The sequence below is a fragment of the Desulfosoma sp. genome (assembly GCF_052743555.1).
In genome coordinates this window covers 42,696-60,374 of the sequence record NZ_JBRAHS010000013.1, presented here as the reverse complement: position 1 = coordinate 60,374, position 17,679 = coordinate 42,696, and the positions used below count along the sequence as shown (strand labels likewise).

Here is a 17,679-nt window from a genome sequence, read left to right as displayed (position 1 = left end):
AGCAACGGGTGGCCATAGCGCGAGCCCTCGCCATGGATCCAAAGGTCATGCTCTTTGACGAGCCCACATCGGCTCTGGATCCTGAAATGATCGGTGAGGTTCTGGATGTGATGAAGACCCTGGCTCGCGAAGGCATGACCATGGTGGTGGTCACGCACGAGATGGGATTTGCTCGAGAAGTGGCGGATCGCGTCCTTTTCATGGACCAGGGGCGCATCGTGGAGGAAGGCACTCCGGAGCATTTTTTCACCAACCCGACCCATCAGCGGACCAAGTTGTTTTTGAGCCAAATCCTTTGAGTGCGGGAAGGACAAGGCGATGGAAAAGCATCTTCTGATCACCGTCAGCGATGAAGTGTCCCATCTGTGCGGCGTGCGCTTCGTGGCGGGGTTTTTTAAAGAAAAGAAGCCTTTTCACCTGACCCTTCTTTACGTGGCCCCTACGCAGTTCACGGGCGGTTGGGAGGCTGACAGGCCCCGATCCAGGGCGATAATTCCTACGGAAACTCAAACTCGAGGGCAAAAGGCTCTGGAGCGCAGTGCTGAAATCCTTGTGGAAGCGGGCTTTGACGAAGCGAAGATTCGGTCCAAGCTGATTCCCAAGGAAATGGAAACGGTGAAGGAAATCGTCATGGAAGCGCGCCGAGGCCGCTATGACGCCGTGGTGCTGGGACGTCGAGGCTATGCCGCCTTTGCCGGCGTGTTTTCCACAAGCATCAGCACCGAAGTGCTTCGCCAGCCTTTGCCCTGTCCTCTGTGGATCTGTCGAAATCCGGGATTGGAACATGAACGGGTGGTTCTGTGCGTCGATGATTCCGAGGCCAGTCAGCGCATCGCGGATCATGTGGGGTTCATGCTTGAGCACGAAGAACACCGCGTGTGTCTTTTTCATGTGATTACGGATCGAGGGCGGCAGACTCGAGACATTATCGACAGAACCGCCAAGGTGCTCGAAACCAACGGGGTGGCTTCCCAATGCATTGATTGGAAGATCGCGGTTTCACAAAACGTGGCGGAAGCCATCATGGAAGAATGCCGAGAAACACCCGCTTCCGTGATCGCCATGGGGCATGAAAACGAGGGAAGTCAGGGGTTTTTCGGTGGTATCTTTTCCGGCTCCGTCTGCTCCGGCGTGCTCAAGCGTTTTGAAAACGGAGCCCTGTGGATATCCAAGTAGAGAAAATGCGGCGGGGGGGGGCGCACACGCCTGGGCACGGCTTTTTCAGCCAAGCCGAAACCGCGTTCGAAGCCTTTGGCTTAAAGCTCGAATAGCCGCAAAAGCCTTTTCCACCGTCTGGGTTCCGTCCGGGTTGACCAGGCAACAGGTGGCCGGAGACAATAGGCTCCGCGCCACCAATTCGTCCCGATCGATGCCTTTTTGAGCCAAACGGTCCCACAGCCCCAACAGCCGTGCTTCCAGAGAATCCACGGACTCGGCTTCAAAGGGTTCCACATTGGTGGGTACCATGCCCCACATCAGGCGGCCTCCGCGGTCGAGAAACCGGTGGATGGCTCCAGTATAAGACACGAAAATTTCTCCGTTGCTGTACATGTCAAGGGACAGCACATCGAGGTCCAGGTTCAGCAGAAAGTCCCAGTCGGGATTGCCGCACAAGTGAATGCCTCGCGGCCTTTCAATCATGGCAAAGAAAGCTTCCATGTCGTTGCGGGCGCTCAGGTGATTGTAGCCGCTGAGAGCGCTGAAGATAAACTGCAGGCCCGGCTCGTCGACAAACATAAAGGCGTCGGAGTGAAGGGTCTTGAGGCGTCGAAGCTGCACGTTGACGCGTTGGGCCATGAATTCAAAAAGAAACGGCCGTACCGAGTCGTGAAAGAGTATGGGGCGGTCGGATTCGTCCTGCACATTGAAACCAAAACTCACCGGCCCTTCCAACTGCCCTCGAATGGCCGGCCTGTCGGAAAAGTCCATCTGCAGAAATCGATGATACACCGCAGAATATTCAGGGCTGATGTCGAATAAAGCGGGGTCGTCAAAACGGCTGAGAACTTCCGGAAGTTCCTGAATGAATTTTTCCGTGGAAAAGCGCAGCGTACGGTTTTCCAGATTTAAAATGATCCCTGGAAAGTGTTCGGAGGCCTGCACGTACATGTCTTCGTAGTAGTTGAGCAGGGGCAGTTGAGGCCAAAAGGGAATATCCAGGGATAGAGCCACCTGAAGGGCGCGCTCCACGTCGCGGTGAGGCATGACGGCCATGGCTGTTGTCATCAGGTTTCCAGGGATCGGCATGGAGCTCCTCCTTGCGGGGCTGTCCAAAGGCAGTGCTGCATGATTTCCCAGCAAAAGGACCGGCTCCTCGCCGGCACCGTGTGGCCAATGGCGAAGGAACCGGCCCCTGCGTACTTCCGTGGGCTTATCCGACCTCTTTGCGGCACTCTAAAGCGCCCATAGGTTTATTGTCGAACGTCATCCCCTCGAGGGTCTCCCTGAGAACCTGTCAAGCTTTCAAAATGGCCTTGAGGTCCTCTTCCGGCGTCCTGATGGGCTTGAGGTCGAAGTTTTGCACCAGCACCTGCAGAACATTGGGGCTGATGAATGCGGGCAGTGATGGTCCAAGACGAATGTTCTTGATTCCCAGGTACAGAAGGCTGAGCAGAATGGCCACGGCCTTTTGTTCGTACCAGGAGAGCACAAGAGACAAGGGCAGCTCGTTGACGCCCACGTTGAAGGCCTTGGAAAGGGCCAGAGCGATCTGGATCGCGGAATAGGCATCGTTGCACTGGCCCACGTCCATGAGTCGAGGCAGACCGCCGATGGTTCCCAAATCCTTGTCAAAGAAGCGAAACTTGCCACAGGCCAGGGTCAGCACCACACAGTCGTGTGGAACCAGTTCCACGAAGCGGGTGTAGTAATTGCGGCCTGGCTTGGCGCCGTCGCAGCCGGCCACCAGGAAAAAGTGGCGAATGGCCCCGTTTTTCACCGCTTCGATGACCTTGTCGGCCACGCCGAGCACGGTGTTTCGCGCAAAGCCCACCATGACATGAGCGCCGTTGGTGTCTTCGGCGAAGCCGGGAAGTTCCATGGCCCGTTGAATAACCGGCGAGAAATCCGTGCGATGCACGTGGCGCACGCCCGGCCATCCCACCACGCCGCTGGTAAAGATGTTGTCTTTATAGGTTTCCTGAGGTTTTTGAATGCAGTTGGTGGTCATGAGAATGGCACCGGGAAAGGCGGCAAATTCCTTCGCCTGGTTCTGCCATGCGGTGCCATAATGCCCGTAGAGATGTTCGTATTTCTTCAGTCCCGGATAGCCGTGGCATGGCAGCATCTCACCATGCGTGTACACGGTGAAGCCCTTGCCCTCGGTTTGCTTGAGCAGTTCCTCCAAGTCCTTAAGGTCGTGGCCGGATACGAGAATGGCTTTGCCCTTGCGATGCCCCAAAGGCACTTTGGTGGGCACGGGATGACCGTAAACCCCGGTATTGGCCGCGTCCAGGAGTTCCATAGCGCGAATGTTGATTTCGCCCACACGAAGCACGCGACTCACCCAATCGTTCAAACCAAGGTCTAGGCGGAGGGTGTCGGCGAGGATCTCCTGGAGCGCCGCATAGACCGCGTCGTCTTCCTGGCCGAGAATCTGCGCGTGATCGGCATAAGCGGCGACGCCGCGCAGACCGAAAATCGCCGTGTGCTTCAAAGATCGAATGTCGGGGTTGGGTTCCGGGTCTTTGTCAAAACCAACGGCTTCCCCTTGGCGGACCATTTCGGCCACGCTGGATCCCGGCCGCCATGTTGCCGGGCCTTCGGCGAAATCCACGGACCCACCTGCAGCCTTGACTTTTGCCTTGATCCTTTCGCGCACGTCCACGGTTTTTTTTATAAAGCGCGCCAGGTCCTCAGGGTCAAAGTTGACGTTGGTGAGTGTGCTGAAAAGAGCTTCACAGAAGAGGACGTTGGTGTCCCGGTCAGAGATGCCGACCTTGCGGCCTTCCACCGCCACTTGGCTCAGCCCCTTGAGTGCATAAGTCAACAGATCCTGCAAGGCTGCCACATCGGCCTGTTTGCCACACACACCCAGCTTGGTGCACCCTTCATTCTTGGCCGTCTGCTCACATTGATAACAAAACATGAGTACCTCCTTTTGTATGGGGTTCGTCCTGCGACATTTGAAAGCCGGCTTTCCTCGCTGCACGATGGCAACATAAGGTTTGGGGGGCACTCGAATCCTTGACCTAGGTCAAAAAGCTTATTCTTTTTTCAGAGGTATTGTCGACCCAGTTCATCGATCAGGGCGTCGATGGGTTTGCCTGTTTGCTGCTCCAATTCCCGTCGTGCCGTCGCCAGTCGTGAGCGATAAGCGGGGAGATCGTCCACGCACCGAAGAGCTCCGCCGTAGCGTCCCAGCCGGTACAGAAGGCGATCGTCGTCGGACAGCGCCAGATATTCCTCGATAACGGCCAGGAGTTTAGGTTTGTCATGAGGAAAAGTTCCTTCCAGATTTTCCAGCAAATTTCTCATGTGATCCGACGTGAGGGTGCTGTGGATACTGTGCAGATTTTCGATCATCAGGCGGATTTCGCGGACAACCTCGTCGTCGCTTAAGGTCTGAAACGCGCCCGATTGGAGATGATCCCAGAGGGGCGTGTCCGGAGGCACGCGCAGGGTACGCAGCCGAATGAAGTGCGGATCGATGGCTTCCAGTACCCGTGCTGTCTCCAGCGCATGTTCCCGACTCCATCGCACTCCGCCAAGACCGGGCATGACGTATTCCGAAAGCGTCATACCAGCTTCCTTGACCTTGAGGCCGGCCTCAATGTGCTGAGCCGCAGTGGTTCCCTTGTCCATGAACTGCAGCACCGTATCGGAGCCACTTTCCAAACCGATGTGCATGCGGTCCAAACCCGCTTCGTGGATCTCCCGAAGTTCCCACAGACTTTTTCGGGCCAGCGTTGCGCTTCGCCCATAGGAAGTGATGCGCGTGATGCCGGGGATTTTTTCTTTCAGGTAGCGCAAGGCCGCCACAAGATCACGGGTGCGCATAATGGGATTGTTGGCATCCTGAAGGAAAACGGTTCCGTCTCCGTGATAGAGCCAGACGGCCACATGGCGGTAACAACCGGTGATCGCAGGATCCGTCAAGATCCGGTTCATCACCGGGGCGCTGATGGCTCCGCCTTCCCCCATGGACCAGGAAAGGGTTTTGATGTCGTCGATGATAGCGCGAACGGTATCGATATCGGCCTGAATTTCGCCCACAGAGCGGCGGCTGAAAGGTCGGCCTTTGTAAACGGGGCAAAAAGCGCAGCGGTTCCAGGGGCAGTTCCTGGTAAAGCGCAGAAGCAGACTGCGGGATTCGCTGGGCGGTCGAATGGGTCCTTGTTCGAAATGAAAACGCATGCCAGACCTCCATGGTGGAGCGAAAAGTGCCCAAAGGTTGAGTTCCTTCAACAGGGTCAGTATACTGTTTGTGTTTTCGCGCACGTAGAGACAAGCCACCAACGGACGAGGAGTTCAAGGTATGACGGAGGAAAAATGCACGGCAGTCTATCTTATGGTGCGGCAGGAAGAGCTGCGCCCGGAGGATCAAGGGTCCTATGAAAGGCCATTGGCGACGCAGCGCGAGGCCTGCCTGGCTTTCCTTCAAGAAAAACTTCCGCCCGAAGAGCGGGAACCGGTCAGTTTTTATACCAGCCGCTCCCAGCTCTTCATGGATATTGACCGCAAAAAGGTCAAACGGCTCGTGGTTTATGAGACGGACCGATTGGCGGCGAACACGCAGGAACTTGAAGGTATTCTTTTTGAGTGCCGATCGGCGGGCATTCCCATCCTTTCGGTGCAATGAAAAGTCGCAAGGTCGGTGGGCTTTCCCCACCAGCCTTGCTCATGGGTACACCTTAGGCGAGCTTCACCTCCACCTTTCGTGGCCTGGCCTTGTCCACCTTAGGGAGTGTAAGGGTCAAAACGCCGTTCTTCATGGCCGCTTCGATCTTGGATTGATCAATGATGCGGCCCAGAGTGAATTGCCGAAAATAGTCCCCCACACCGTATTCCCGAAGCAGCACCGTTTCTCCTTCGCCCTCCAAGGTCACCGTGCCGCGGATGGTCAACTGATCGTCCCGAATGTCGATGTCCACGTTTTCCGGCGAGACACCGGGCATGTCGGCCACAAGCGTCAAAGCTTCCTCGGTTTCGTAAATGTCCACAGCCGGAACGTAGACCGGAATGTTTCGGGTGGTTTCCGATTGAGTCTGAACTTCCCTTTTTTCCCTCACCTCAATGTCCTTTTCAGCCATGATCGTCACCCCCTTATCCTCTGATTGGCCAACCTCGGCATCTTAAGCGGTCTTGACCGTGATCTGTTTCGGTCGGACTTCCTCGGCCTTGGGCAGGATGATCTTTAAAATGCCGTTCTGAAACACCGCTTCCACCTTGTTCACATCAATGCGCGTCGGCAACGTCAAGCTTCGGCGGAACCTACCGAACTCCCTTTCTCGACGATGATAACTCACGTTCGAGGCAGCTTCGGAGCCCTTGCGCTCCCCACGAAGCATGAGGGTGTTCCCTTCCACCGATATGTCCAGATCGCTCGGCTCAATGCCGGGCAGCTCGGCACGCACATAGAGGTTATCTTTGTCGTCACTCACATTGAGGGGAGGAAAAACCCCGACCCTCAAAGGGCGAATGCCGCGAAATCCTGAGAACAAGCGGTCCATTTCGCGACGAAGCCGATCCATTTCCCGTTCCATTTCCACAAAAGGTCGGAAGAGCTCATCTTGGTCTGACCAGCGCAACAAAGCCATGGCCACATCCTCCTTTCATATCGAATTTACTCCTAAAAATCATTGTTTGTTTGACCCAAAAACTAAGTTCGCTGCGCAAACCTGTCAAGGTAGGTGCGTGGTGATTGACAAGACGGTGGGAATCTTTTACGAGTCCGGAGAAGGCAGGAGCGGGGCAAGGAGGCGCACGTTCAGTGAAGACATTTGAAAAAGAAGATCCGCGACTGGAAGGAATCGGCTGGGTGCCCGATTCGGGACCGTGCTCCGGCGTTTACGTCTTGGGGCATGGGCGGGTTCTCATCGATGCGGGCAACATGTTCGGGCTTGTGGATCATATGGAAGAAATGGCTCCTTTGGAGACCCTGGAGCACATTCTTTTGACCCACACCCATTTCGACCATGTGGGGGGCATGGCGGAAATTTATCAAAGAGTAGCCCCCAATGTCTTTGTGCACGGAATGGCGAGAGAATACTCTCGGTTGCTGCGTTCGCCTTTTCCGGAATTTTTTCAGGCGCTTGAAGATGCGGGAAAGATCCATAAGGTCCAAGACGGCCAAGAGATCGACGGGACAGGATTGAGGGCTTTGCATGTGCCCGGGCACACGGCGGGGGATCTGTGTTTTTATCATGAAGCATCGCAGACCCTTTTCAGCGGGGATGCAGTGTTGCCTTTTCGCCTGAGGTTTTCGGCGGTTCTTTCCAAACCGGATGATCTTTGTGGAGGCCGCATTCAGGACAAGGTGCAGAGTCTTCGGCGCCTGCTTGGTTTACCCGTCAAGCATCTCTTTCCGGGGCACGGCGAACCCGTGCTGCACAAGGGAGCGCACCAGATCAAGATCGCTTTGGTAACCCTTTACCAGGCCCTTGATGAAAACCCGCCAGAAAAAGCCTGGCTTCTCATGGCCCAGGACCTAGTGGAGGCGGGGCAGAGGGAAGAAGCCGAGGAGTGCCTCAAAAAGGCGCGGGCTCTTGCGCCCACATCCCAAGATGTCGCCCGGGTGAGCGAGGAGCTGGGTATTGTTGGGTAGGGTGCTGAAGTAATCTCAAAGAACAGGGGCGCGCGAAGCTCGCGCGCGCCTGTTTTCACCGCAAAGGATTGTCTTGTTGAATTTTTACTGGCTGCGACCGAGCATCAAGACGATCTGCGTTTTTTCGTCGTTTTTGGTCACCACGACGTGAAACATTTTGTCGCCTTGGCGCCAATGTCCTTGAATGCCTTCCTGGTGATTCATTTCCATTTGGTTTTCCCAGCCCGATGAGCTGAGCGCTTGCTTGTAAAAGGCCTAGACTTTTTCCGTAGAATCCTCCGAGCTCAAAATCACTTGCGATCCCTGTGCCATTTTCATGGCCATTTCCACCTGGGAGCCCGGGTATTGGGCCACGACGCTCTTGATGTCGTCGGGGTAATTCACCTGGGCTGAAATCGGAACGGCCATCAAAAGACATCCCAAAACCACGGTGAAAACCAAGAGCCGTTGGTGCATAAAATCCTCCCGCAATTCCTAGGTTTCGAGTGCCTCATGGGCCGTCCCGCGACGGCCTCAAACGACGAACTTACCTTAGGATTCAAAGGAGCTTTCAGCAATGAAAAACTAATGCGAATTAAAACGTTACCTCCACCAGAGATCAAATCGGTCCAGATTCATGACCTTAGTCCATGCCGCAATAAAGTCCTGGACAAATTTTTCCAGTCCATCAGTGCACGCGTACACTTCGGGAATGGCTCGAAGCTGCGCGTTGTGGCCGAAAATCAGGTCGGCGCGTGTGGCCGTCCATTTGAGGGATCCCGTTTTTCTGTCCCGTCCTTCAAAAACGTTGGGGTTGTTTGGGCTGGGTTGCCACTCGGTGCCCATATCCAGAAAATGAACGAAGAAGTCGTTGGTGAGGGTTTCGGGTCGTTTGGTAAAGACCCCGTGGGGCGCTTGTTTGAAGTTGGCGTTGAGGACACGCATACCGCCCACCAGCACGGTCATTTCCGGAGCCGTGAGGGTCAGAAGCTGCGCCATGTCCACTAACAAATGTTCAGCCGGAACGCTGTGGGCGCCTTTGAGGTAATTGCGGAAGCCATCATAAAGAGGTTCCAGCACGGAAAAGGATTCCACGTCCGTTTGTTCTTGCAGCGCGTCCATGCGCCCGGGCGCAAAGGGAACCGTCACTTCCAAGCCGGCTTTTCTGGCGGCCTCTTCCACAGCGGCGCAGCCTCCCAAAACGATCAGGTCCGCCAACGAAACTTTTTTGCCTCCGGAAGCGCCGCCGTTAAACTCCTTTTGCTGTCCCTGAAGAACAGCAAGCACCTTAGTCAGCTGCTCGGGCATATTGACTTCGCAGTCCTTCTGTGGCGCCAGTCGAATGCGGACTCCGTTGGCTCCACCGCGTTTGTCGGAACCTCGAAACGTGGAGGCCGAAGATCAGGCGGTGTAGACCAGTTGGGACACCGAAAGGCCGGAGGTGAGGATCTTCTTTTTGAGCCGGGCTATATCCTCATCGTCGATAAGGGGATGGTTGACGGCAGGGATGGGATCCTGCCAGATAAATTCTTCCGTAGGAACCTCCGGGCCCAAATAACGGCTGCGCGGGCCCATATCGCGGTGGACCAGCTTGAACCAGGCGCGGGCAAAGGCGTCGGCAAATTCGTCGGGGTGTTCCATAAAGCGTCTGGAGATTTTTTCGTAGATGGGATCAAACCGCAAGGATAGGTCCGTGGTCAACATGGTCGACGGGTGTTTTTTGTTGGGATCGTGGGCGTCGGGCACCATCGCCGGCGCCCCTTTGGCGACCCACTGGTAAGCCCCCACGGGACTCTTGGTCAATTCCCACTCATAGCGAAACAGGTTGAAAAAGAAATTGTTGCTCCACTTGGTGGGTGAGACGGTCCAGGTCACCTCCAATCCGCTGGTGATGGTGTCAGGTCCCTTGCCGGTTCCAAAGCTGCTCTTCCAGCCCAGTCCCTGCTGCTCGATGGGGGCCGCCTCTGGCTCGGGTCCCAAGTGGGACGCCGGACCGGCACCGTGGCACTTGCCAAAAGTATGGCCACCAGCAATCAAGGCCACCGTTTCTTCATCGTTCATACCCATGCGCCGAAAGGTTTCTCGAATATCCTTGGCCGCCGCCACAGGGTCTGGATGCCCGCCGGGACCTTCGGGGTTCACATAGATGAGCCCCATCTGCACGGCCGCCAAAGGATTTTCCAGATCGCCCTGCGCGCTGTGCCGCTTGTCGTCGAGCCACTGGCCCTCGGAGCCCCAATAGACACTTTCATCGGAGTCAAACCAATCCACGCGTCCGCCGGCGAAACCGATGGTTTTGGCTCCTATGGATTCCAGGGCCACATTGCCGGCAAGGATCATCAGATCCGCCCACGAAATTTTTCGGCCGTATCTTTGCTTGACGGGCCAAAGAAGCCGGCGTGCCTTGTCCAGATTCACATTGTCCGGCCAGCTGTTCAAAGGGGCAAAGCGCTGCTGGCCGGAACCGGCACCGCCGCGTCCGTCGCCGATGCGGTAAGTGCCTGGACTGTGCCACGCCATGCGAATGATCAGCGGGCCATAGTGGCCAAAGTCGGCGGGCCACCAGTCCTGGGACGTGGTCATGAGATCCCGCAGGTCTTTCTTGACGGCTTCCAGATCGAGGGAGAGAAATTCTCGACGATAGTCAAAGCCTTCCCCCAGAGGGTTACCCTTGGGACAATTCTGGTGCAGCATCCTGAGATTCAACTGATGAGGCCACCAATCTTGAATGGCCTTGGCTTCGGCAGCAGCGCTGCCGCCGGTCGACTGAGAAGGGCGATCGTGTTCCATGGTGTCTCCTTTCTTTCCACGACGTTTGTGCCTATCAAATGGCTAGGCTGTGAAAGGGCGAAAACGAGCACTCATCTGCCTCATGGGAGCCGGTCCGACAATGGTTTGGCCACGGCCTTTGGGCTCGATGCTGTAGGTGCGGCGCATGCCGCGACCCTAGGCCGGTGCAGGTTTCATAGCCATCCGAGTCCATGAGGAAATGGCACCTTGCGGCGCTCCTCCAAAATAAAACGACAATGGCACCGAAAGGCTATTCTCGGACGAGAGCCTAATCGTTTTCCCGACGCTGGCACTTAGGGCACATGCCAAAAAAATCCAGGCGATGGGAAACAATGACAAATCCCGTTTTTTCAGATATTTCCTCAGCCAAGCCCGCCATGCTCACCAATTCGGGATCCATGATTTTCTTGCATTGGAGACAAATGACATGGGGATGCGGGTAAGGTTTTAAGCCGTCATAGCGATTGCTCATGTTCGGAAAACCCAATTCCAAGACCTCGTTGAGTTCCTTAAGCAAGGAGACTGTTTTGTAAACAGTGGCCAAACTGGTTGTGGGAAACGTACGACTGACCTGCATGTGGATGTCCTCCACGCTGGGATGCGCCTCTGAGGCCACCAGAGCCTGCACAATGACCAGTCGTTGAGGGGTCATACGTAAACCGTGTTCCTTGAGCTTCTCCACCATGCGCTGGAACCGCTCTGTGGAATCGGGTTTGGTGCCGCAGGTCACCATCGGGGCCATCCTTTCCGCGGTCAAAGGGACCATGTCAAACAATTCTTAATTACAAAACAACATCTTTTGAGAAAAAAGTCAACATAAAAATGATTGTTTACCTGATAGGCATCCCCATGGAAGATCTGCAAGGGATCTAAAAGTTTCCGTGCGAACAATATGCATGCTAAAAAATTCCGCAGTCCATGCTGAACGTTGAGGAGCGGCCATGCTGTTTCAGGATTGCCTTTGTTTTCAACTCGCCTCCATCAGCCGATCCATGGCGCGCCATTACCGCGGACGCATCGCCCCTTACGGCCTCACGCACACGCAATTCTTCCTGCTCATCGCCCTCTACGAAGAAGAAGGAGCGCCCCTGAGCGCCCTTGCGGAAAAAACCCACTTGGATCGCCCCACGGTCACCGGCCTGGTGGATCGCCTGGAGCGGGACGGCTGGGCCATGCGTCAGCCGGACCTTAACGATCGCCGATCCTACCGCGTTTTTCTCACACCCAAGGCTCAAGATCATCGAGAGGCGCTTATTCACATTCACAAAGACGTCAGCGGAAGGCTTCTGGAAAGGTTCGGCGAGGAAGAATGGACTCGTTTTCGTACGTTGCTGGAGCGTTTGCGGGGCGAAGAGAATGTCGACGACTCGAGCGGATCGTAGATGGGGTTCTGAACCCGGCTAGGTTCGTAAAGGGCGATGGCCGTGGAAGATGGAAAAACGGCGAAAGAGGGCTTTGGCGAGTGCTTAAAGAGCTCATGATCGTGCGGTAGGGCTTTCGCTTTGACAAGAAGGAGAGCAATCATGAACAGCGAGGGTGACACTCAGGATGCTTTCCAAGCCATGTTTTCTCCGCGGTCGGTGGCGGTGGTGGGGGCTTCCACTCACGGCGGCAAGGTGGGCAATTTCGTCTTGCGTTCGGCGCTGGCCTCGGGTGTGGAAAGAATCTATCCGGTGCATGGGGGCGGAGCGGAGGAGATCCTTGGCCGAAAAGCTTATCCTTCCATCGAGGCGATTCCGGACAATGCGGTGGATCTTTTTCATTTTGCTGTTCCTCAAAGACATATCCTGAAAGGCTTTCTGGCGGCCCTGACCAAAGGGTGTCGAGGGGCCGTCATCTTCACGGCCGGATTTCGGGAAGCCGGAGAGGAAGGACGTCGGGATCAAGAGGTTCTGAAACACATGGCCGATGGGGCGGGGGTCAAGATCATCGGCCCCAACACGCTGGGTTTTTTGATCCCAAAGCCGAACGAACGCCACTTTCATGCCGGTTTTGTCAAAGCTTTTCCAAAAACCGGGGGCCATTGCCCTGCTCAGCCAAAGCGGAGGTGTGGCGGGATTTGGCGCCATTCGGTTTGCGGAAGACCGAATCCCTTTGGGCACGCTGGTCTGCCTGGGGAACCGGGCCAATGTGGAATTCGCCGACATGCTCGATTACCTGGCGCAGGATGCTTCCACACGGGTAGTGGCCCTGTTCATCGAGGGGCTGGATGATGTGCGGCGTTTCTACGAAGCAGCGAAGCGCTGCGCGGCCGTGAAACCTGTGGTTGTCCTGGGTGCAGGCTACACGGAAGCCAGTCGTAAGGTGGCCCGATCCCACACGGGAAGCATGGCCGGAGGCCAGGCTGTTTATGAAGGCGCCTTTCGCCAGGCGGGTCTTATTCCGGTGCACACCATTGAAGAACTGGTGGACACGGCCAAAATCCTCTGGCTCAGCCCTCCGCCTTCGGGAAACCGCGTGGGGGTGATCACGCACACGGCGGGGCCCGCCGTGTTGGCCTCGGACATCATGGCCCGCCGAGGGCTGGTGCTGGCGGATCTCAGCGATGCCACCAAAAGGGCGCTGGTTTCCAAAAGAGTTTTGGCTTCCTTTATGCGTCCGGACAAGCTGGTGGATCTTACCACCTTCGGCTACTTGGACCGGAACCTGTACGTGGATGTCATGTCGCTTTTTGGAAAAGATAAAGGGGTGGGTGCCATCCTGGCGGTGTGCATGTCGGGGCTGGGTGATGAACGTGTGAAGGCGTTTCCGGCCGAAAAATTTGGTCAGGAGGCGGCACGGTTCGGAAAGCCTGCTGTGATGGCTTGGGGAGCGCCCGTGGACGCTCATGAGGAATTCAGTGCTTGGATGCAGGCGGGGATGCCTGCCTATCCTATGGCGGAACGGGCCGCGGCGGCCCTGGCCAACCTCTATCAAGCGTCGCGGCTGCAAAAAAGCCCTCGTCAACCGGTGCATTTTCCGGAATTTCCTCCGGAGCTTTCAAGTTTTTTGCAAGCCCTTCGGTCGACGAGCCAAAGGAGACTTCTTGAACACCAGGCAAAACGGGTCCTGGAACTGGCGGGGATTCGCACCGCCCGGACCGCTTTGGCTTCCAACGAAGACGAAGCGGCTGCCGCCGCCCGAGAGATCGGTTATCCGGTGGTTTTAAAGATTGCGTCCCTGGACATTTTGCACAAGAGCGATGTTGGGGGAGTGGTGCTTGGGATATCCAATGAGGAGACCCTTCGCTCCGCCTATGGGCGTATCATGGAAACGGTGACCCGGATGGCTCCTCATGCGAAGGTGGAAGGGGTGTGCGTGCAGTCCATGGTGCCGGCAGGTACGGAAATCATCGTGGGGGGTACTCGGGACCCTCAGGCCGGGCCGGTGGTCATGTTCGGCCTGGGAGGGATCTGGGTGGAAGCTCTTAAAAACGTGACATTTCGGCTTGCTCCCGTCACGGAAGGGGACGCATGGGCAATGATGGATGAGATCCAAGGTTCTGTGGTGTTGGAAGGGCTAAGGGGAGCATCGCCCGTTTCCAAAGACGCCCTTGCGCAACTTATCGTCCTCGTCTCCCACCTCATGGACTGCTTTCCCATTCAAGAACTGGATTGCAACCCAGTCATCTTTCATGACGGTACGTACACCGTGGCCGACGCCCGCATGACGCTGTGACGCGGGCCATTGATCGGGGATTCCAGCGGATGAAAAGGAGGCGCTTATGGCCATTTCCATGGAAGGGAGCCAGCCTTATCGGAAAATGGCAACCACCTGCCGCACGCGCCCTGTGAGCTCCAAGCGGATTGTGTGGCCCAAGCTCGATCCCTTGATGTTGCCAGATAGGAAATACCGCGTGACCCTCTTGAGGCGTGACCTCATTCAATCCGCGGCGCGGCTCTGGCGTTTGGGCTATCCGGAACTCTACGGATCACCCCACGAATTCCTTTTGGATTCGGAATGTTACGAACAATGGGTGGCCCTGTGGGAGCAATGGGAAAAGGATGCACCGACCAAGGTGTACTGCATGTCGGTGCTTGAAGAGGTAGGGACCGGTGAGGTTCTGTCCGCTTCAGTGCTCACCAAGTTCGAACGCAACCTTCAGGTGGAGTTTTCCTTTGTGGCGACCCTTCCCGGTTTCCGACAGAGCAGGCTGACGGATGAGCTTCGGCGCTTCGTGAGAAAGGTGGCTGCAGGCAGCGGAGCCGAATATTTCACCACCTTTTGCGAAACCTGGCATGACATTACGCAGACGTGGTGTTTGAAAGGAGGCTGGAAAATCGCCGGAATTTTTCCCGGAAACTTTGTGCGCTGGAACGGGGACAACGAAGAATACCGCGGCTGCACGGTCCACTTTTACCGGTTCGCCAAAGAAGCGCTGGACTATGTCACCCGCCCTGAAGAATGGCACTTGGCCCCCGCGGCCAAAAAGGTTTGGAAAACCCTAGCTGAGGTGAACGGAGGCCTTTAACGAAGACGGCAAAAATTTGCAGGGCATCAGCGAGGATCCGTAACTTCGAAAAGTGGATGCACCAAACGGAGGCGCAGTGCTCGTTTCCCCACTTTCCTGGCAAAGCCCAGACGCTGCGGAAGACAGAGCTTTGAAAGATTCCTTCAAGAAAGCCGATTCGACGGTTGCAAAGGAGTGGTGTGCTGCGTTTTGCGTTGCGACGTGAGTCCAGGCGTTGGAGCATCGAGCTGCGCATTCGCGGTTCCGCCGAGGTCGCGTGGGCTGTCATCACCGACACGCGACTATGGCCGGTATGGGGGCCCAGTGTGACCGGCGTGAAGGTCCAAGGGCTGGAGTATCGAGTGCATCAGGGAATGCGTGGCCATGTTCGGACCCTATGGGGTGGCAGACTGCCTTTTGAAGTCCATCACGTCGAGCCGGGGCGGTCGTGGAGCTGGCGTGTGGGTGGCATCGAAGCCACGGGGCATGGAATTGTTCCTGCACGCCCACCAGAATGCTGGATTGTTTTTACTGTGCCTTTGTGGGCGTGGGCTTATGTTCCCATTTGTCTTTGGGCTGCGCGGAGAATCGCCGCCTTGGTTCGACAGCGTTCCTCCGTCGCAACGCTTGCGTCGTGAAGTGCAGATAATGTTCTGGACTTTCATTGGGCACCGATCAAAGGCAATTCCTTTTCAACGCTAAAGAACACGACAAATTCCTTGGCTCCCGCTTCTTCCGATCGGGTAGGGTAACTTTTCCTTCGAAGCGTTTCCACAAGATTGGAATCCTCTTCCTCTTTAACCTTTTTGAGAAAGAACCGTTTGCCTTTGTACCCGTCGCCGTCTTCTCGAAAAAGGTAAGCAGCTCTGGGATTTGACTGCAAATGATGATGGGTCAATCGGTCTTTCATAATGAAGGCGAGAGTCCTGTCGTCCATCACATGCGGCCTGGCGTAGACCGCCACATCCACATGGCCTTGCGCATCCGCGGTGGCGAGCACACCAAAACCTCTTTTGGATTCAAAATAACTCTTGAGATCCATGGCCGACTCCTTTCTCTGAAGGCCTCGCGGCATCCCGCTTTCTCAAGGTCATCGCTGCAGTGATCGCTCAGCGTGTCTACTCAGACGTTAAATTAAGACCTTTGAACGATTCTGCCATATAGAGCGCCGTTTTCGTCGGCGCACGACGTGCTCGGCCAAGAAGCCCAGCGACATATGGAGCTCTTTAAGGAAATTCATTCCACAGAAATGGGCGTCGCCTTTTTCTCGTGGCCTTTGTCAGACTTTTTCTTTTCCAGATGATCGATACGCTCGTCGATGAGGCTCCGCACCGCTCGCAGCACCTCAATGCGGGCGTTGGTCAAGTGGTCCCAGAATGATTTTCCCGGCACCTTGGCGCCCGCCACAGCGTCCATCATTCGGCACATGGGACAGTGACAGCGCGCTCCTTCAGATCGTTGGGTTTCATGTTCCGATGGTTCATGTGGACTCATGAGCACCTCCAAAAGTGATCGTCAGGGTTTCCTGCTCCAATCGTGCCTTTTCCGGCTCCAAACGGGCGAAGGCTCGAGGGAGCACCAGGTTTTTTTTGAACGCTCCCATGCGGATGATGAGTTCGTCCCCGACTTTGGTGAGCGCGATTTCTTCCCGGCTGACGAAGGGAAAATGGATGTGGACCTTAGGGGTGCCGTTTTCGGAGACAAAACTCACGGGCTGATGGTGATACAGAATGTGATGGGGCGGCGTGTCGCCGTAGAGGATCTGGGCGAGCTCTTTAAGTCGTTCGTAGCCTAGGGTTTCTTTTTCGAAATAGGGCGCTGTGAGCACGGGAATGGGTTCAAAGGAGGAATGAACGACCTTGAGGTAGGTTTGTTGCTGATCGAGCAGCGCTTTGAGGAAAGGGTCATGGGATCGGTCTGCCAGGACGCGATTAACGACGATAGCGTCGATGCCCATCTGATGCAAAGAAAAAAACATAAAACTGCGCTGGGTTTCTCGAATGACCATCTTTTCCAAGTTGGTCACGAGGCGCACCGACGTTCTGCTGGTATCGGTCAAAATGGCATCGACGCCGCGCAGGCGATGAAAAAGCCGTTCGATGGAAGCGAAGTAGGCGTCTTCGGGAAGGGGGACATCGGAAAGACGGCGAACCACTGGACGGGCCATGCGAAAGAGGTTCCGTTCCATGCGAAAGATCTTTTCCATGTACCATTCCAGGGCCTTGGGAACGCTGACGAACCGGATGGATTCCGCCGTTGGGGCACAGTCCAGAATGAGAGCGTCATAAGCCTCATCTCTTACATAGCGGTTGATGTAAAGAAGCGCGCTTACTTCCTCCATCCCCGGAAGGACTGCCAGTTCCTCCGCCAGCACATTGTCCAGTCCCGAAACATTGAGAAGAAGGCTGAGATACTTGTGAACTTCCCCCCAGTGTTTCTGAATTTCTTCATGGACATCCAACTCCTGAATCCATAAATTTTCGGCGACGACCGTGGGCTGGCCTCGGTTCACGTCCATGAGCCGCCGATCCAGATCAAAGGCATCGCTCAAGCTGTGGGCTGGATCCAGAGACATCACCAGGGTTTTGAGGCCTTGTTCCGCGAGAAGGACGCCTGTGCCGGCAGCCACGCTGGTTTTGCCGACACCGCCTTTGCCTGCAAAGAGGAGAATGCGCATCGTTGTTGTCCAATGAGTTTGAAAGATGGACACTGTTTT

Annotated in this window: 18 protein-coding genes and 3 pseudogenes; 9 read left to right on the top strand and 12 right to left on the bottom strand. The window is 55.9% G+C overall.

The features are described from left to right. Both glnQ and ACUVSA_RS09970 read left to right on the top strand, forming a co-directional pair. Positions 1-299: pseudogene (gene glnQ, locus ACUVSA_RS09975) on the top strand (glutamine ABC transporter ATP-binding protein GlnQ); the annotation flags it as partial. Positions 300-318: 19 nt separating this feature from the next. Beyond that, positions 319-1,176 (top strand): universal stress protein, encoded by an 858-nt coding sequence (locus ACUVSA_RS09970; protein ID WP_445894692.1) that lies wholly within the window; start codon positions 319-321, stop codon positions 1,174-1,176. 45 nt (positions 1,177-1,221) lie between these two features. Here the strand turns inward: ACUVSA_RS09970 and ACUVSA_RS09965 are convergent, their stop codons facing one another. The 3 genes from ACUVSA_RS09965 to ACUVSA_RS09955 all read right to left on the bottom strand — a co-directional run bounded on the left by ACUVSA_RS09965 (position 1,222) and on the right by ACUVSA_RS09955 (position 5,355). Next, complete coding sequence (locus tag ACUVSA_RS09965) at positions 1,222-2,247, bottom strand: hypothetical protein (RefSeq protein ID WP_445894691.1); 1,026 nt, start codon at positions 2,245-2,247, stop codon at positions 1,222-1,224. 208 nt (positions 2,248-2,455) lie between these two features. Further along, on the bottom strand, positions 2,456-4,087 hold the full coding sequence (gene hcp / locus ACUVSA_RS09960; protein ID WP_445894690.1) for a hydroxylamine reductase: 1,632 nt from the start codon (positions 4,085-4,087) through the stop codon (positions 2,456-2,458). A gap of 128 nt (positions 4,088-4,215) precedes the next feature. Then, a complete protein-coding gene (locus ACUVSA_RS09955; RefSeq protein WP_445894689.1) occupies positions 4,216-5,355 on the bottom strand; it encodes a radical SAM protein in 1,140 nt (379 codons plus the stop codon). 121 nt (positions 5,356-5,476) lie between these two features. Between ACUVSA_RS09955 and ACUVSA_RS09950 the strand changes: the two genes are divergently transcribed. Continuing rightward, a complete protein-coding gene (locus ACUVSA_RS09950) occupies positions 5,477-5,800 on the top strand; it encodes a recombinase family protein (protein ID WP_445892448.1) in 324 nt (107 codons plus the stop codon). A gap of 52 nt (positions 5,801-5,852) precedes the next feature. Here the strand turns inward: ACUVSA_RS09950 and ACUVSA_RS09945 are convergent, their stop codons facing one another. Together ACUVSA_RS09945 and ACUVSA_RS09940 are read right to left on the bottom strand one after the other, a co-directional pair. Further along, a complete protein-coding gene (locus ACUVSA_RS09945) occupies positions 5,853-6,251 on the bottom strand; it encodes an Hsp20/alpha crystallin family protein (protein WP_445894688.1) in 399 nt (132 codons plus the stop codon). Positions 6,252-6,293: 42 nt separating this feature from the next. Further along, positions 6,294-6,758: an Hsp20/alpha crystallin family protein gene (locus ACUVSA_RS09940; protein ID WP_445894687.1), complete on the bottom strand. Its 465-nt coding sequence runs from the start codon at positions 6,756-6,758 to the stop codon at positions 6,294-6,296. A gap of 173 nt (positions 6,759-6,931) precedes the next feature. On the opposite strand from ACUVSA_RS09940, the gene ACUVSA_RS09935 reads away from it, so the two are divergent. Continuing rightward, a complete protein-coding gene (locus ACUVSA_RS09935) occupies positions 6,932-7,765 on the top strand; it encodes an MBL fold metallo-hydrolase (RefSeq protein ID WP_445894686.1) in 834 nt (277 codons plus the stop codon). Between the two features lie 84 nt (positions 7,766-7,849). On the opposite strand, the gene ACUVSA_RS09930 is transcribed toward ACUVSA_RS09935, so the two are convergent. The 4 genes and pseudogenes from ACUVSA_RS09930 to ACUVSA_RS09915 all read right to left on the bottom strand — a co-directional run bounded on the left by ACUVSA_RS09930 (position 7,850) and on the right by ACUVSA_RS09915 (position 11,267). Beyond that, entirely contained in the window at positions 7,850-7,975 is a 126-nt protein-coding gene (locus tag ACUVSA_RS09930; protein ID WP_445894685.1) for a hypothetical protein, read from the bottom strand. 45 nt (positions 7,976-8,020) lie between these two features. Then, positions 8,021-8,221, bottom strand: coding sequence for a hypothetical protein (locus tag ACUVSA_RS09925; RefSeq protein WP_445894684.1), 201 nt, complete (start codon positions 8,219-8,221; stop codon positions 8,021-8,023). Between the two features lie 126 nt (positions 8,222-8,347). Further along, a pseudogene (gene katG, locus ACUVSA_RS09920) lies at positions 8,348-10,534 on the bottom strand (catalase/peroxidase HPI). Positions 10,535-10,802: 268 nt separating this feature from the next. Beyond that, positions 10,803-11,267, bottom strand: a complete 465-nt coding sequence (locus tag ACUVSA_RS09915; protein ID WP_445892454.1) for a Fur family transcriptional regulator — start codon at positions 11,265-11,267, stop codon at positions 10,803-10,805. Between the two features lie 208 nt (positions 11,268-11,475). Between ACUVSA_RS09915 and ACUVSA_RS09910 the strand changes: the two genes are divergently transcribed. The 5 genes and pseudogenes from ACUVSA_RS09910 to ACUVSA_RS09890 all read left to right on the top strand — a co-directional run bounded on the left by ACUVSA_RS09910 (position 11,476) and on the right by ACUVSA_RS09890 (position 15,601). Then, the gene (locus ACUVSA_RS09910) at positions 11,476-11,916 is read left to right on the top strand and encodes a MarR family winged helix-turn-helix transcriptional regulator (RefSeq protein WP_445894683.1); all 441 of its coding nucleotides are present in this window, start codon (positions 11,476-11,478) and stop codon (positions 11,914-11,916) included. 141 nt (positions 11,917-12,057) lie between these two features. Then, positions 12,058-12,477, top strand: a pseudogene (locus ACUVSA_RS09905) (CoA-binding protein); the annotation flags it as partial. A 40-nt stretch (positions 12,478-12,517) separates the two neighbouring features. Beyond that, a complete protein-coding gene (locus tag ACUVSA_RS09900; protein WP_445894682.1) occupies positions 12,518-14,191 on the top strand; it encodes an acetate--CoA ligase family protein in 1,674 nt (557 codons plus the stop codon). Positions 14,192-14,237: 46 nt separating this feature from the next. Further along, a complete protein-coding gene (locus ACUVSA_RS09895) occupies positions 14,238-14,984 on the top strand; it encodes a hypothetical protein (RefSeq protein ID WP_445892457.1) in 747 nt (248 codons plus the stop codon). A 179-nt stretch (positions 14,985-15,163) separates the two neighbouring features. Next, positions 15,164-15,601, top strand: a complete 438-nt coding sequence (locus ACUVSA_RS09890) for an SRPBCC family protein (RefSeq protein ID WP_445894681.1) — start codon at positions 15,164-15,166, stop codon at positions 15,599-15,601. A gap of 23 nt (positions 15,602-15,624) precedes the next feature. On the opposite strand, the gene ACUVSA_RS09885 is transcribed toward ACUVSA_RS09890, so the two are convergent. The 3 genes from ACUVSA_RS09885 to ACUVSA_RS09875 all read right to left on the bottom strand — a co-directional run bounded on the left by ACUVSA_RS09885 (position 15,625) and on the right by ACUVSA_RS09875 (position 17,640). Further along, a complete protein-coding gene (locus ACUVSA_RS09885; RefSeq protein WP_445894680.1) occupies positions 15,625-16,005 on the bottom strand; it encodes a pyridoxamine 5'-phosphate oxidase family protein in 381 nt (126 codons plus the stop codon). Positions 16,006-16,199: 194 nt separating this feature from the next. Beyond that, complete coding sequence (locus tag ACUVSA_RS09880) at positions 16,200-16,457, bottom strand: hypothetical protein (RefSeq protein ID WP_445892460.1); 258 nt, start codon at positions 16,455-16,457, stop codon at positions 16,200-16,202. Next, entirely contained in the window at positions 16,444-17,640 is a 1,197-nt protein-coding gene (locus ACUVSA_RS09875) for an ArsA family ATPase (RefSeq protein WP_445894679.1), read from the bottom strand. The genes ACUVSA_RS09880 and ACUVSA_RS09875 overlap by 14 nt, the downstream gene beginning before the upstream one ends. Between the last annotated feature and the right edge of the window lie 39 nt (positions 17,641-17,679).